Here is a 15,447-nt window from a genome sequence, read left to right as displayed (position 1 = left end):
TATGAAGTTTGCTGTACTTGTATTTCCAGGCTCTAACTGTGATATCGATTGCTACAAGGCTGTAGAGCAAGCCATTGGTCAAGAAGTAGATTATGTATGGCATACAGCTACGGACTTGTCCGCATATGACTGTATTCTAGTACCAGGTGGATTCTCTTATGGAGACTATCTTCGTTGCGGAGCAATTGCACGCTTCGCTAATGTTATGAATGAAGTTCAAAAAGCTGCTGATGCAGGTAAATATATTTTAGGAATTTGTAATGGTTTCCAAATTCTTACGGAAGCTAATTTGCTACCAGGTGCATTAATTCGTAACAATGGATTGAAATTCCGTTGTCACCAAACACCGCTTGAAGTAGTGAATAACAACACACCATTTACATCAGATTACGCACAAGGTGAAATCATTAATATTCCTATTGCGCATGGTGAAGGTAACTACTTCTGTGATGAAGAGACATTGGCACAATTGAACGCGAATAATCAAGTTGTATTCCGTTATGCAGATGACACTAACCCGAACGGTTCTGTTGAAAATATTGCAGGTATTAGTAATAAAGCAGGTAATGTCGTAGGTATGATGCCTCACCCTGAGCGCGCGGTTAGCGAAATCTTAGGTTCTGCGGACGGCAAACGTATGTTTACATCGATTTTGAATGCATGGAGGGAACAACATGGCACAGCAATTAACGGCTAAGGAACCAACCGCAGAACAAATCGCGGAGCAAAAAATTTATCAACAATTCGGCGTATCAGATTCAGAATTTGATCTAATCTGTGGCTTCCTTGGACGCAAGCCCAACTATACAGAAATTGGTGTATTCAGTGTAATGTGGTCTGAGCATTGTGCTTACAAAAACTCTAAGCCAATTTTGAAGAAATTCCCGATCACTGGACCAAAAGTTCTAATGGGTCCTGGTGAAGGAGCTGGTATCGTTGATATCGGTGACAACCAAGCGGTAGTATTCAAAATTGAATCACATAACCATCCGTCTGCTGTTGAACCTTACCAAGGTGCAGCAACTGGTGTTGGTGGTATCATTCGTGACATCTTCTCTATGGGTGCTCGTCCAGTAGCGGTGCTTAATAGCCTTCGCTTTGGTAGCCTGAAAAATGAACGTGTGAAATATTTGTTCGAGAATGTTGTAAGTGGTATTGCTGGTTATGGTAACTGTATCGGTATTCCAACGGTTGGTGGAGAAGTTAACTTTGATGAGAGTTATGAAGGTAACCCACTTGTTAATGCGATGTGTGTTGGTCTAATCGATCATGATAAAATTCAACGTGGTGTTGCAAAAGGAGTAGGTAACCCAGTATTCTATGTTGGTCCTGCTACTGGCCGTGATGGTATTCATGGTGCAACATTCGCATCGATTGAACTTTCTGAAGAATCAGAAGAGAAGAAAACTGCCGTTCAAGTTGGTGATCCATTCATGGAGAAGCTTGTAATGGAAGCTACTCTTGAATTAATCAATTCCGGTATCGTTCTTGGTATTCAAGATATGGGTGCTGCTGGTCTTACATGTTCAAGTGCTGAGATGGCATCTAAAGCAGGTAATGGTCTTGAATTGTACCTTGATGAAGTTCCACAACGTGAAACAGGTATGACACCTTATGAAATGATGCTTTCTGAGTCTCAAGAGCGTATGCTATTCGTTGTTGAACCACAGCATGAAGCACAAGCGAGAGAAATTTTCGATCGTTGGGGTATTATTTGTGCCAAAGTTGGTAAAGTAACGGATGACGGACGTCTTCGCCTTATTCATAAAGGTGAGCAAGTGGCAGATATGCCAGTACAAGCGCTTGTTGATGAGTGCCCTGTTTACAATAAGCCATCTTCTGAGCCAGCTTATTATCGCGACTTTGCAGATGTTAACACAAGTGACTTTGCAGAAATTACAGATTTGAACGGAACGCTAGAAGAGATTCTTGCTTCCCCAACTGTAGCGAGCAAAGAGTGGGTTTATAACCAATATGATTACATGGTTCGTACAGCGACTGCAGTTCAACCAGGTTCAGATGCGGCTGTCGTATTAGTTGACGGTACTCGTAAAGCACTTGCTATGACTACTGACTGTAATAGCCGTTATGTATATCTTGATCCAGAAATGGGCGGACGTATTGCAGTATCTGAAGCAGCGCGTAATATCGTATGTTCAGGTGCTGAGCCGCTTGCAATTACAGATAACTTAAACTTCGGATCTCCAGAGAAACCAGAAGTATTCTGGCAAATCGAGAAATCTGCTGATGGAATAAGTGAAGCTTGTGTGGCACTTGAAACTCCAGTAATCGGTGGTAACGTAAGTTTATACAATGAAAATAATAAAGGTGCAATCAACCCAACACCAGTAATCGGTATGGTTGGACTTGTACACGACATAGATCATATTACTACGCAAGGTTTCAAATCAGAAGGTGATATCATTGTCCTTCTAGGCGAAACAAAGGCTGAGTTTGGTGGTTCTGAACTTCAATATGTGAAGAATGGTGCTCCATCTGGACGCCCTCCAGTACTTGACCTAGCTGTTGAGAAAAATGTACAACAAGCAGTATTAACTGCAATTCAAGCTGGTTTTGTTGCTTCTGCACATGATTTGTCTGAAGGTGGTATTGCAACTGCACTTGCAGAAAGCTGTATTAGCGGTAAAATCGGTGCAAAAGTATCTACAACGACTAGCCTACGCACAGATCATTATTTATTCAGTGAGTCTCAGTCTCGTATTCTATTGTCTGCTACTCCAGCAAAAGTTGATGAATTACTTGCTCATTTATCAGCAAAAGGTGTTGCTCATGCTGTAATTGGTACGGTTGGAGGCAACGATCTAGATATTACTGTTAATGATAAAGCAGCTATTAACGCTCCAGTAGCTAAATTTGAGAGAGCGTGGAAGGATGCGATCCCATGTCTAATGAAGTAAAAGACTTACAATTATGGACGGGTGATCATTATAACGAAGGTATCGGTCGTGACGATATCTTCGATAAGTTAAGAGAAGAGTGCGGTGTGTTCGGAGTTTTCGGACACCCTGACGCTGCTGGCGTATCGTACTATGGTTTGCATGCTCTTCAACATCGTGGTGAAGAAAGTGCAGGGATTTGTACGGTTGATGGCAGCAACAATAATCAATTTAATTACCACCGTGAGATGGGGCTTGTGAAAGAAGTATTTACACAGGAGATTCTTACAAGATTAAAAGGAGAACGTGCGATTGGTCATGTACGTTACTCTACAGCAGGAGAAAGTAGGCTAGCTAATGCACAGCCGCTAATTTTCAAATATCGTGATGGTGACCTTGCGGTTGCTACGAACGGTAATATTGTTAATGCTCCTGAAATTCGTAAAGAGCTAGAGATGAGTGGTTCAATATTTCAAACATCAAGTGATACAGAAGTTATCGCTCATTTAATTGCTCGTTCATCGAAAGATTTCGTAGAAGCAGCACGTGATGCATTACGTCGTCTAGTAGGCGGTTTCGCGTTTTTGATCATGACAAACGATAAATTAATTGTTGCATCAGATCCACATGGTTTGCGTCCATTATCTATGGCGACCCTTGGTGATGGCTACGCGTTCTCGTCTGAGACATGTGGTTTTGAAGCGGTTGGAGCTGAGTATGTACGTGATGTGCAACCAGGTGAAATGATCGTCATTGATGAGAACGGTATTAACTACGATCGTTATGATGCTGGTGAATCTCGTCGTGCAACTTGTGCTATGGAGTATATTTACTTTGCAAGACCAGATAGTGATATTAACGAAATAAACATTCATGCAGCTCGTAAACGTATGGGTAAACGTCTTGCACTAGAATCTTTCGTGGATGCGGATATTGTAACAGGTGTTCCTGACTCAAGTATTTCAGCAGCGATTGGTTACGCAGAGCAAACAGGTATTCCTTATGAGCTTGGCTTGATCAAAAATAAATATACAGGTCGTACGTTCATTCAACCTTCACAGGAACTTCGTGAAAAAGGGGTTAAAATGAAGCTATCGGCTGTTCGTAAAGTAGTAGAAGGCAAACGTGTTGTTATGATTGATGATTCTATCGTTCGTGGTACAACGTCGTTGCGTATCGTTAATTTGCTTCGTGAAGCAGGTGCTACTGAAGTACATGTTAGAATTACTTCACCTCCATTCAAAAATCCTTGTTACTACGGTATTGATACGCCAAGTCGCGATGAGTTAATCGCATCATATCGTACCGTTGAGGAAATTCGTCAACAGATCAATGCAGATTCACTCACCTTCTTATCGGATGAAGGTTTGATGGAAGCTGTTGGCGGTCATGATGGGAAGTATAAGCACGGCATGTGCATGGGATGTTTTGATAATGACTATCCAACTGTTGTTGATGAAACATCTGATAAAAGCTGCAGCTGCTAGAGGGCTTAGCTTTGATCTCGATGAACCGCGTTGTAGCGTAATCGATATCGAATATTGAACGCTAGCGAAATTTCCGGTGCTCACGTAGTCAGTACCTACGCTGCGCTCCTCAATTTCTACTAGCGTCCAATCTTCTCGGAGCTGAAAGCTAAGCTAATTGAGGGTTGATCTTGATGTAATAAAGAGTTATCCGAACGGACACAGAATCCGTTATTTGTGAAATTTAGTGTCAAATAGCATTCTAAAGGACACACAATCCTTTATTTGTACTAAAAGGAACCCAAATGTATCAATTGGTCTGGAATAAGTGCATCTGTGTCCGACAAAAGTCGAAAATAGTGCATATACAGGAAATAAGGTCTCTGGTGTCCGCTGTTCATCGAGTGAAGTATTCAAAATAGATTTTGCTCGAAAATCAAGTGCTGATTTTGATTTAGAGCTTAAAATGATTTTGGGTAAAAGGTTTATGCTTCCGAAGTGACTTTTCATTAGCGAAAAGATACTTCGAGAAGATAATGAAAAGTGGTTTATGCTTCCGAAGTAATTTTTCGTTTTGCGAGAAGATACTTTGAGAAGATAATGAAAAATTTTAGGAGTTGACATAAATGTCAGAAGCGTACAAAAAAGCTGGCGTCGATATTGCGGCGGGTAATGAAGCAGTAGAACGTATGAAGAAGCATGTAAAACGTACTTTCCGTCCAGAAGTCATGGCTGATCTTGGTGGATTCGGTGGCTTGTTCAGCTTGAATAAGGAGAAGTATGATGAGCCTGTATTGGTTTCTGGTACTGATGGCGTTGGAACAAAGCTGAAGCTTGCATTTGCAATGGATAAGCATGATACGATCGGTATTGATGCAGTAGCTATGTGCGTAAATGATATTATTGTACAAGGTGCTGAGCCTTTATTCTTCCTTGACTATCTTGCTTGTGGCAAAGTAGTACCTGAGAAAATCGAAGCGATTGTTGCTGGTATTTCTGAAGGTTGTGTACAATCCGGTTGTGCGTTAATCGGTGGTGAAACTGCTGAGATGCCTGGTATGTATACTGAAGAAGAATATGATATTGCTGGGTTCACTGTTGGTATCGTTGACCGTCCTAAAATGATAGATGGTTCAACTATTGCTCCTGGTGATGCGGTTCTTGGTTTTGCTTCAAGTGGTATTCATAGTAACGGTTTCTCTCTTGTACGTCGTCTTCTTCTTGAAGAAGTAGGATATTCTCTACAAGATGAGGTTGCTGAGCTAGGCGGAGCTAAGCTTGGAGACGTTCTATTAGAGCCAACGAAAATTTATGTTAAATCAGCATTGAAATTAATCGAGCAAGTAAATGTGAAAGGTATGGCTCACATTACTGGCGGTGGATTTATTGAAAATATTCCTCGTGTATTACCAGAAGGCGTTAACGTAGATGTGAATTATGGCTCATGGCCTATTCTACCAATTTTCGAATTGATGCAACAAAAAGGTAATATTACGAATCGTGATATGTTCACAACATTTAATATGGGCATTGGACTTGTTGTGGTTGTTCCAGCTGAGCAAGCCGAAGAAGCAATTCGTATTGCTAATGAGTTAGGTGAGCAAGCTTACGCTATCGGAACGGTAACGGAAGGTAACCGTATCGTAACGTTTACTGGAGCAGAAGTATAATGACATTACGTATCGCTGTATTTGCATCGGGTCAAGGTTCGAACTTTCAAGCTATTGTTGATGCCATGCAGGAGAAGAAGCTCGATGTATCCATCGAGCTTCTTGTTTGTGATAAGCCACTAGCTCCTGTTGTTGCACGCGCACAGCAAGCAGGAGTAGAAGCATTTGTATTCAAGCCCAAGGATTATGCTTCTCGTGAGGCTTATGAGGAAGAAATACTTGCAATGATGCAACAAAAGCAAGTTGATCTTGTTGTTCTTGCAGGTTATATGCGAATTATTACATCCGTATTAGTGGAGCCTTATTATGGGCGTATGCTTAATGTACACCCGTCAATGCTACCAAGCTTTCCAGGTGTTAATGCAATAGGACAAGCGCTTGATTACGGAGTGAAGGTAACAGGAGTTACAGTTCATTTCGTAGATGGTGGCTTAGACAGTGGTCCAATTGTTGCGCAAGAAGCAGTAACTATTGAAGATGGCGATACAGAAGAAAGTCTTGCAGCTCGTATTCATATCATCGAGCAACAGTTGTATCCGCAAGTTATTGGGTGGATTGCGCAAGGTAAAGTAAGCATCGATGGTAGGCACGTAAAGGTAGTTCAAAACAGTCACTTGTGATCACTTTGATTATGCTAACGTAGCTTAGTCGGCGGCAAAGCTGCCATTCATCGGTCACTCCGTTTCTCACGTACCAAGTACGTACGCTGCGATACTCACTTCCCTAGCTTCTTGGTGCTGACAAGCAACTTTTTTGATCTTTATTGCAGCTTCGGGCATTTGACCTCTGGTGTACTCGTGACGTAAACGTTGCTGGGTTTTGTTTCATTGCTTTTAATAGTGAAGTATTTTTTCATATATAGTATGTATGTTGTGAAGCTATAAAAATTTTAGGAGGAATAAATAGTGGCAATTCGTAGAGCGTTAATTAGTGTATCTGACAAAACAGGAATCGTTGAATTCTCAAGAGCTTTGACTGAGCAAGGTGTTGAAATTATTTCTACAGGTGGTACTTTCAATCTTTTGCAAAAAGAAGGCGTACCTGTTATCGGTATTTCTGATGTTACTGGTTTCCCTGAAATTTTGGATGGACGTGTAAAAACTTTGCACCCAGCCGTACACAGTGGTTTATTAGCAGTTCGTGATAGCGAAGAACATCAAAAAGCGATGGAAGAGCTTGGACTTGATTATATCGATCTAGTTGTTGTAAATCTATATCCATTCAAAGAGACGATTGCAAAACCAGATGTATCATATGAAGATGCGATTGAAAACATCGATATCGGTGGACCAACGATGCTTCGTTCTGCTGCGAAAAACCATGCATTCGTTACAGTTGTTGTTGATGCTGGTGACTATGCTGGGATCGTTGAAGAACTTAAAGCGGAAGGCGATACTACACTAGTAACTCGTAAACGTCTAGCAGCTAAAGTATTCCGTCATACTGCAGCTTATGATTCTCTTATTTCTGATTATTTGTCTAAACTTCAAGGTGATCCTCTTCCTGAAACATACACTGTTACTTATGAGAAAGTTCAAGATTTGCGCTACGGTGAAAATCCTCATCAAAAAGCAGCATTCTACAAAAAGCCACTTGCCGCTAGTGGAAACATTACTACAGCTGAACAACTTCACGGTAAAGAGCTATCTTACAATAATATTAATGATGCTAACGCAGCACTTGCTATTTTGAAAGAATTCGAAGAGCCAGCTGTTGTTGCTGTAAAACATATGAATCCTTGTGGCGTAGGTATTGGCAGCGATATTCACCAAGCTTACCAAAAAGCATATGCAGCAGATCCAACTTCTATTTTTGGTGGTATTGTTGCCGCTAACCGTACAATCGGTGCGGATACTGCTGAACTTCTAGGAAGCATCTTCCTTGAAATTATTATAGCTCCAGACTTTACTGCTGAAGCACTTGAAATATTGACTAAGAAGAAAAACATTCGTCTTATGAAGCTAGGTGAATTCCAAGCAGCAGGAGATCGTCAAGCAGATTGGGTAGTAACATCTGTTGATGGCGGTATGCTAGTTCAAGAGAACGATGTTCATAATATTAAAGCAAGCGATCTTCAAGTTGTAACAGATCGTCAACCTACTGAAGAAGAATTGAAACAACTTCTATTCGGATGGAAAGTTGTTAAACATGTGAAATCTAATGCTATTCTACTTGCAAAAGATGATATGACTATCGGTGTTGGCGCTGGTCAAATGAACCGTGTTGGTGCTGCTCGCATTGCTATTGAGCAAGCTGCTGAAAATGTTCAAGGGGCAATTCTTGCTTCTGATGCATTCTTCCCAATGGGTGACACTGTTGAACTTGCAGCAAAAGCTGGTATTACAGCGATTATTCAACCAGGTGGATCAATTAAAGACGAAGAATCTATTGCAGTAGCAAATGCGAATAACATTGCTATGGTATTCACAAGCGTTCGTCATTTCAAACACTAATTTGAAAATGAAGGGAGACTCTTTGTAATGAATATTCTAGTTATTGGTAGTGGTGGTCGTGAACATACGATCGTATGGTCATTGAATAAAAGTGAAAAAGTTAGCAAGTTATATTGTGCTCCAGGTAATGCTGGTATTGCTCAAATTGCAGAATGTGTACCTACCGGTGTTTTCCAATTTGATGAGCTTGTTGCATTTGCTAAAGAAGCAAGTATCGATCTAGTGTTTGTTGGTCCAGATGATCCGTTAGCACAAGGTATTGTTGACGCATTTGAAGCTGCTGGTATTCCTGCATTTGGTCCTAATAAAGCAGCAGCTGAAATTGAAGGAAGTAAAATCTTTATGAAAGATTTGCTGAAAAAATATAATATCCCAACAGCTAAGTATGAGACATTTACAGACTTTGAGTCTGCATTAACATATTTGAAAGCACAAGAAGTTCCAATCGTTATTAAAGCAGATGGTCTTGCAGCTGGTAAAGGGGTTACAGTAGCAACTTCATATGAAGAAGCGGAAGAAGCACTTCGTTCGATTATGGTAGAGAAAGTATTCGGTGATGCTGGTAATCAGGTTGTTATCGAAGAATTTCTAGCAGGTCAAGAAATGTCTATTCTAGCATTCGTGGATGGCGAGACAGTTAAGTCCATGGTTCCTGCCCAAGATCATAAGCCGATCTTTGATGGTGATAAAGGTCCGAATACTGGTGGTATGGGTACGTATACGCCACTTCCACATATTGAGCAAAGTATCATTGATGATGCGATTGAGAATATTATTATTCCAACGGCAAAAGCAATGGTAAGCGAAGGTCGTCCTTTCCGTGGTGTATTATTCGCAGGATTGATGATTACGAAAGATGGCCCGAAAACGATCGAGTTTAACGCTCGTATGGGTGATCCGGAAACACAAGTTGTATTACCTCGTCTAAAAACTGATCTATTAGAGATTGTGCTAGCTGCAATGAACGGAACGTTAGCAGAACTTGAGATCGAGTGGAATGACGATGCAGCAGTATGCGTAGTTATTGCTTCTGAAGGTTATCCAGCAAGCTATCCGAAAGGAAAAGTTATTACTGGTCTTGAAGCAGCTGAAGCGAAGGGTGCTCTAGTATTCCATGCTGGAACAGCGATGCAGGATGGTCAATTCGTAACGAATGGCGGTCGTGTTCTAGGTGTTGTAGGTCTTGGAGAAAATATTGAAGCTGCTCGTGCACATGCGTACGATGCAGTAGCTAGCATTCAGTTTGAGGGTATGCAAAGTCGTACAGATATTGCTATGAAAGCATTAGTATAATCGATTGTTTTCTGAATAAATTATGGTGGCTGCTGCTTTCGTCTTGAAAGCAGCAGTTTTTTGTTATATGTACCATAATCGAAAAGTGGCTGATAATGAACTCAAAGCACAATTGGTTAAAGGATATACGAAATGCATTTATCGACGATTAACTGTTTATTGTTTTAAGCCATCCAATGCTTTCACAAGCATCTCTGCGAAAAACTCGGCGCCATTACGCTTTAAGTGCACGCCATCCTCGTAAAAATCTTCTGCTATATCTTTGCTTGCTGAGTACCAATCTACTACAGTTACGAAATCATATTGGTTGGATATTTTTTCAAGATCCTCGTTGACGGTATCTTGCCAGTTCTTAGGTGATCGAATATTAACAAAAAGAACTTGCGTAGACTCGTCAAGTGAGTCCAATACGTTACGTAATTGTTTTTTATTAAATGCACCATTGTTTCCTAGCTCAATAATAATGGTCTTTCCAAGCTTCCCATCTTTTTTGAGTCCCTCAATTACTTCACCGACATGATGCATCTGACGACCAACCTTACCATCAACGACTATTCCGGGAAGTTTCTTATTAAGAAATGGTGCAACATCAACTATGATAGAATCTCCAATTACAGTAATATCTTTACCGGACTTTACTTCATGATGTTCTTTGTTCTTACCTTCACTTTGAACAGGAGGAGAATCATCAGTTGGGTTAGAATCTACAATAGGCTTTGATGGCGTCTCTGATTGTTGCTTATCTTTATCCAATAACGGCTTCGAAGGTGTTTTCTCTTCATATTTATCATTCTTTTGCTCATTAATATCACTCATTGCATCGTCAATCTTACCTATATGTGATGGAGGTGGTTCTGAGTGAGAAGACGTTGTATTATAAGTAAGCGAAAAAAGAATTACAACTAATAAGGCGGTCAATACCGCTGGTTGGAACTTGCGCTGAGGGATTGCATATTGAATCAGCTGCATCTTTTTGGATCTACCACGGCGGAAAGGTTCTTCAATATATTTATATGATAATAAAGCAAGGATGAAGCTAGCAGCGAGCTGTAAAACAGTATGTGAAACGCTGACGCCTTCTGTAATTACTTTGGGAGTAGTTAAAATAATAACAGGAAAATGCCAAACATAAAGACTATAGGAACGAACTCCAAGAAATGTTAAAGGTTTCGACCCCATCAACTTACCTAGTATGCTGTTAGGGTGAGCGAGAACGGCGATAACAACTGCGGTAATGAGTGCGATGATTGCAAAACCACCGTAATATAGCATTTCATCGTACTCATTCATTTGATACATCAACAGAATAAGTACCCCTAAGCCTAGACAACCGACCGTATCCATTACAATTCGAGCTGGAGCTGATACGTTTCTGCTCAATTTCTTACTTGGCCATACAATTGCGAGTGCAGCACCAATCAATAGTGCGAACATTCGGGTGTCTGTACCATAATAAACTCTGCTCGGATCCATGCCTGGCTCATACAGCACTCCCATGAGCACTGCCGATACTGCGGCACAAGCTATAATGAACAGAAATAATTTCCCGCGATGACGTAAAAACTTCAATGCTAGTAAAAGCACGATAGGCCATATCAAATAAAATTGTTCCTCGATAGATAGCGACCAGAGGTGACCGATTGGAGATACTGGTCCAAAGCTTTCAAAATACGATACTTCATGGAAAATCAGCCACCAATTGTTTGCGTAAAACAAAGAAGATACAATATCTCCGCTAAGTACTTTTAATCTTGATGGGTCGGTCATAATTAACCACACGGATATGAAAATCAGCATGGCGATCATTGCAGGCATTAATCTGCGCATTCTACGCACCCAAAAATTAATAAGGTCAAATTGATCATTTTTCTTCCATTCTTGAATGATTTGATCAGTGATGAGATAACCAGAGATAACGAAAAAGATACCAACGCCGATTAGCCCGCCTTGTGCCCACTTGAGATTAAGATGATACGCAATAACGGCTAAGACAGATAATGCTCTTAAGCCATCTAATCCTGGCATGTATCGTTTGCTTTCCCCTTTCTGTGCTAGTGAAAAATTTGAGTTTTTACCACGGTTATGCTTCTTGATGTCATTCATTACTGCATTCATCCCTATCATTGTTATGTTATTCATAGTTAAAACGGGTGAGGCAATAATAAAGTTTAGTCCAATGTAAGAGATCTATAAAAAGAATAATTTAATGAAAAAGACATCATTTATTAATATGAATAAACTAGCATTGTAAATTACTGGATAACTCTTCTTCTAACTCTAAAAAATTAAATTAAATTAATTTTTTCTCATAAATCTATGTTATACTATTAATAGTGTCTATCGAAAATTACAAAGTATAATAGATTATTGTTATGTTTGAAATCTATTATTATTGGTTAATGATAGGGACTACATGTAACTTGAATTTGAATGAAATACTAGGGAATAGAGGATGAGCAATATGAGGCGATTTAACTTCTATTTCAAGTCATTTCAATTCGCGATCTTATTTGTATTGCTAATCGTTATTTCTGCTTGTTCGTATTTTCCAGCGATAGCTCCGCTTGATAAGAATCAAATCAACAGTGAGGGACCACCTCCTGCTCAAGTAGAAGGTTCTCCGGTATCAACATCAACTCCAGGCCTTATTGTAGATTTTGAAGAAGAAAAAATTGTAACGGAGCATGCTACACCTCCTGAGGAAGAAAAGCCGAATAAAGAAGATCAAAAAACGTTGCGAATAGCACTCACGTTTGATGACGGGCCAGACTTGAAATACACACCGCAAATATTAGATATTTTGAAAGAGAAAAATGTGAAGGCTACTTTTTTTGTTGTTGGGATTCAAGTGAATAAGTATCCAGAAGTTGTTCAACGAATGGAAGACGAAGGACATATGATAGGGAATCATTCCTATACCCATTCGAGTTTTACAAAATTAACTCCTGAACAATTGAAGAAAGAGATTGATAGTACGGATAAAAAGATAGAAGGAGTCGTTGGTTACACACCTGAAATCGTTAGACCACCTTATGGGGCAATTAATGATGAGGTTAGAGCGAATCTTGAGTCTTATGGTAAGCAAGTTATTATTTGGAATATTGATCCGCGCGATTGGGATGGTACTTCCGTTAACGATATGCTAGATAATATTTTGTCTAATGCTAGAGATGGCGGTAATATATTACTTCATTCCTTTGGTAGTAAGCATGTAGCCAATACAGTAAGTCTATTACCAAAAGTTATCGATAAACTAGAAGAGTTAGGATACATATTTGTTACGATCGATGAATTGCAATAATAAAGTTTGTCATAAAATAATTACAAAGCTAGAAACAGAATGAATTTTCTTGTGCAAAGAATGTTCATTCCGTTTTCTAGCTTTTTGTTGTTCAAGATAACCGTTTACCATCTGGGTTTCATAAATATTGACAGACAGATCACTTGATGATATTCTAATTATATTATAATTCATAGTATACAGGTCGGAATAATATAGATTAACTCAAAAAAAGTTAGAATGATGCGTTCATAGCTATTTTTGTTCGATAGGAAAGTCACCAGAATTTTTAGGAGGAGAAAACAGTGGAAAAACAATTAACGATTCATCATGGAGAACTTAGCCTTACAGCAACTTTACATTATCCTGTTCATCAATCCGATGTAATTGCAGATCAAGGAAAGAAGCAAGTCATTGTCATATGCCATGGTTTTGTAGGTAGTCGAATCGGTGTAGATAGACTTTTTGTAAAGACAGCAAGAGAATTATCAAAACAAGGTAATTATGTAATGCGCTTTGATTATGCTGGCTGTGGTGAAAGTGATGGAAACTATGGTCAGTTAGGATTCGACTCCATGATTAATCAGACTAGAACCATTCTAGATTATGTTACTAGTTTAGATTGTATTGACCCTGCTCGAATCACATTACTAGGACATAGTTTAGGTGGCGCAGTGGCAATCATGACTTCAGTGAAAGACAAACGTGTAAAACGTCTTATATTATGGTCGGCAGTAGGTTATCCATTCAATGATATAGTACGCATTGTTGGTAGAAAGAGTTTTGACGAAGCACATACAACAGGTACTACAGATCATCTTGGTTACTCTTTAACACCTGTATTTTTTGATTCATTAATGGAACATCAACCGTTTCAGGCTGCGACAAGATTTGGAGGAGATGTCCTAGTCGTTCATGGTACAAGTGATGATACGATTCCTGCAGATTATGCCTTTTTATATCAGAAAGTATTTTGGACACGTGGTGATGGAACTTGTGATAAGGAAATTATCTTCCAAGCGAACCATACGTACTCAAGCCACCAACATCAACAAGAAGTTATAGAAGTAACGGCGAATTGGCTTAAGAAATTAGAAGAGCAGAAAAAACAGTGGTTGAACTGGTCGATATAGCATCTAGATTTAAATCCAAAAGGACGATAACATTTACGTTATCGTCCTTTTAATTGGCGTGAATATTAATTTAGATCAGCAAAAAGTTATTGAATTCTTCGCTTATACTTCCCATTACTTGGAATAGATACTTTAACATCTAAGCTTTCAATAGAGTTCTCATTCAGAATAAACTTGTCTCCTCTATCAGTCATAGTTATCCACTGTTTCGGGTATTTCATTCTGAATGGGTGCATGAGGCTATAAAGATCTAATTTGTTTTCTACTCCGAGAGTATAGACATTCATTATTTCTTTCTTTATTATATCTTCAGCAAGCTTCACCAGTTCCTCATAAGAAATTTCTTCAATATACTCCTGCATAATTGCTTGATATTTAGCTTTTATATGGAATTTTACTTCCCCATTTTTTATTGAAGGTTTCACTTTAATTTTAGGCTCGAAAATTGTGAGATTGGCGTAAGCAGTTTCTTCATCCTGAACAGTTAAAGTTACACGATTGAATTTATCGTCTAGCCATTGTATGCCTTGCAATTGCTCACGCTTAAATAATCCAGTTTCCTTAGCAGAAGACTCAAAGTAAGCACCTTTAATTGTAAGGGCTCCCACTGGCTTATCTGACTGAAGCCATGCGGAATTATTAATTCCGATACAAGGAACATAGATAATACGATCACTTTCGTTACTATTAACTATATATTTGAACATCAATGTAGGTGGAAAGATAGAGTTTTGTTCATAATTTCCGGTAGGATTATGAAGAATCGTGAACAAAGATGTCATGTTGAAAAATGATGAAGTCGCTAATATTTTCTCGATTGGTTCTTCAGTTACATACAGCCAAGTATTATATCGAGTGCTTGGCGAACGATATAATCGTTCAACTATGGTTGATCCTAACTGCTCCATTGCTTTGGCACTTACAACGACAACTCCCATATGTCCCCATTCTACATGTTCTTGAGATGTTTGATATAAATTAAAGACCGCTTGATTCATTGTTTTGCCTTGTCCTTTTCCAATAAAAGTAGATTCTTCAGGAGAATTCCTTGCTCCACCTTCACTTCGGGAGAGACTATTGAAATCAAACATTTGGGCATATATAGTGAATTTCTCATCCTCGTATTCAATTCCCATTGCAGAAATATATAATTGATCTTGAATACTGATCGCACTCCAGCAACCAGTCATTGGTAGAAATAAAGTGCAGATCAGTATTCGTTTTATTAGTAATATACATTTCTTTACATACATCG

At 39.3% G+C, this 15,447-nt stretch carries 11 protein-coding genes; 9 read left to right on the top strand and 2 right to left on the bottom strand.

Annotation, left to right across the window (positions count from 1 at the left end; genetic code table 11):
• The first annotated feature begins 1 nt into the window (after position 1).
• From purQ to purD, 7 genes are all read left to right on the top strand, one after another.
• Positions 2-697 carry a phosphoribosylformylglycinamidine synthase subunit PurQ gene (purQ, locus tag NAG76_02280; protein URN95106.1) on the top strand — a complete coding sequence of 232 codons (696 nt, stop codon included), beginning with the start codon at positions 2-4 and terminating at the stop codon, positions 695-697.
• Entirely contained in the window at positions 675-2,918 is a 2,244-nt protein-coding gene (gene purL, locus NAG76_02275) for a phosphoribosylformylglycinamidine synthase subunit PurL (protein ID URN95105.1), read from the top strand. Before purQ ends, purL begins: the two co-directional genes overlap by 23 nt.
• Positions 2,903-4,384: an amidophosphoribosyltransferase gene (purF, locus tag NAG76_02270; GenBank protein URN95104.1), complete on the top strand. Its 1,482-nt coding sequence runs from the start codon at positions 2,903-2,905 to the stop codon at positions 4,382-4,384. Before purL ends, purF begins: the two co-directional genes overlap by 16 nt.
• Before the next feature lie 605 nt (positions 4,385-4,989).
• The gene (purM, locus tag NAG76_02265; protein ID URN95103.1) at positions 4,990-6,033 is read left to right on the top strand and encodes a phosphoribosylformylglycinamidine cyclo-ligase; all 1,044 of its coding nucleotides are present in this window, start codon (positions 4,990-4,992) and stop codon (positions 6,031-6,033) included.
• Positions 6,033-6,653: a phosphoribosylglycinamide formyltransferase gene (gene purN, locus NAG76_02260; GenBank protein URN95102.1), complete on the top strand. Its 621-nt coding sequence runs from the start codon at positions 6,033-6,035 to the stop codon at positions 6,651-6,653. The genes purM and purN overlap by 1 nt, the downstream gene beginning before the upstream one ends.
• A gap of 285 nt (positions 6,654-6,938) precedes the next feature.
• Positions 6,939-8,486 (top strand): bifunctional phosphoribosylaminoimidazolecarboxamide formyltransferase/IMP cyclohydrolase, encoded by a 1,548-nt coding sequence (purH, locus tag NAG76_02255; GenBank protein URN95101.1) that lies wholly within the window; start codon positions 6,939-6,941, stop codon positions 8,484-8,486.
• Between the two features lie 27 nt (positions 8,487-8,513).
• Complete coding sequence (gene purD, locus NAG76_02250) at positions 8,514-9,779, top strand: phosphoribosylamine--glycine ligase (GenBank protein ID URN95100.1); 1,266 nt, start codon at positions 8,514-8,516, stop codon at positions 9,777-9,779.
• 156 nt (positions 9,780-9,935) lie between these two features.
• Here purD and NAG76_02245 read toward each other — a convergent pair whose 3' ends face one another.
• The gene (locus NAG76_02245; GenBank protein ID URN95099.1) at positions 9,936-11,882 is read right to left on the bottom strand and encodes an acetyltransferase; all 1,947 of its coding nucleotides are present in this window, start codon (positions 11,880-11,882) and stop codon (positions 9,936-9,938) included.
• Positions 11,883-12,240: 358 nt separating this feature from the next.
• Here NAG76_02245 and NAG76_02240 point away from each other — a divergent pair, with 358 nt between their 5' ends.
• Positions 12,241-13,080 carry a polysaccharide deacetylase family protein gene (locus NAG76_02240; GenBank protein ID URN95098.1) on the top strand — a complete coding sequence of 280 codons (840 nt, stop codon included), beginning with the start codon at positions 12,241-12,243 and terminating at the stop codon, positions 13,078-13,080.
• Positions 13,081-13,364: 284 nt separating this feature from the next.
• Entirely contained in the window at positions 13,365-14,192 is an 828-nt protein-coding gene (locus NAG76_02235) for an alpha/beta hydrolase (protein URN95097.1), read from the top strand.
• Between the two features lie 86 nt (positions 14,193-14,278).
• Here NAG76_02235 and NAG76_02230 read toward each other — a convergent pair whose 3' ends face one another.
• Positions 14,279-15,445, bottom strand: a complete 1,167-nt coding sequence (locus tag NAG76_02230) for a Ger(x)C family spore germination protein (protein ID URN95096.1) — start codon at positions 15,443-15,445, stop codon at positions 14,279-14,281.
• Between the last annotated feature and the right edge of the window lie 2 nt (positions 15,446-15,447).

Origin of the sequence: Candidatus Pristimantibacillus lignocellulolyticus, assembly GCA_023639215.1 — a bacterium.
GTDB classification, from domain to species: Bacteria; Bacillota; Bacilli; order Paenibacillales; family Paenibacillaceae; genus Pristimantibacillus; species Pristimantibacillus lignocellulolyticus.
Note: the sequence above shows the minus strand (reverse complement) of the source record. Positions and strands in the feature narration are given on the sequence as shown.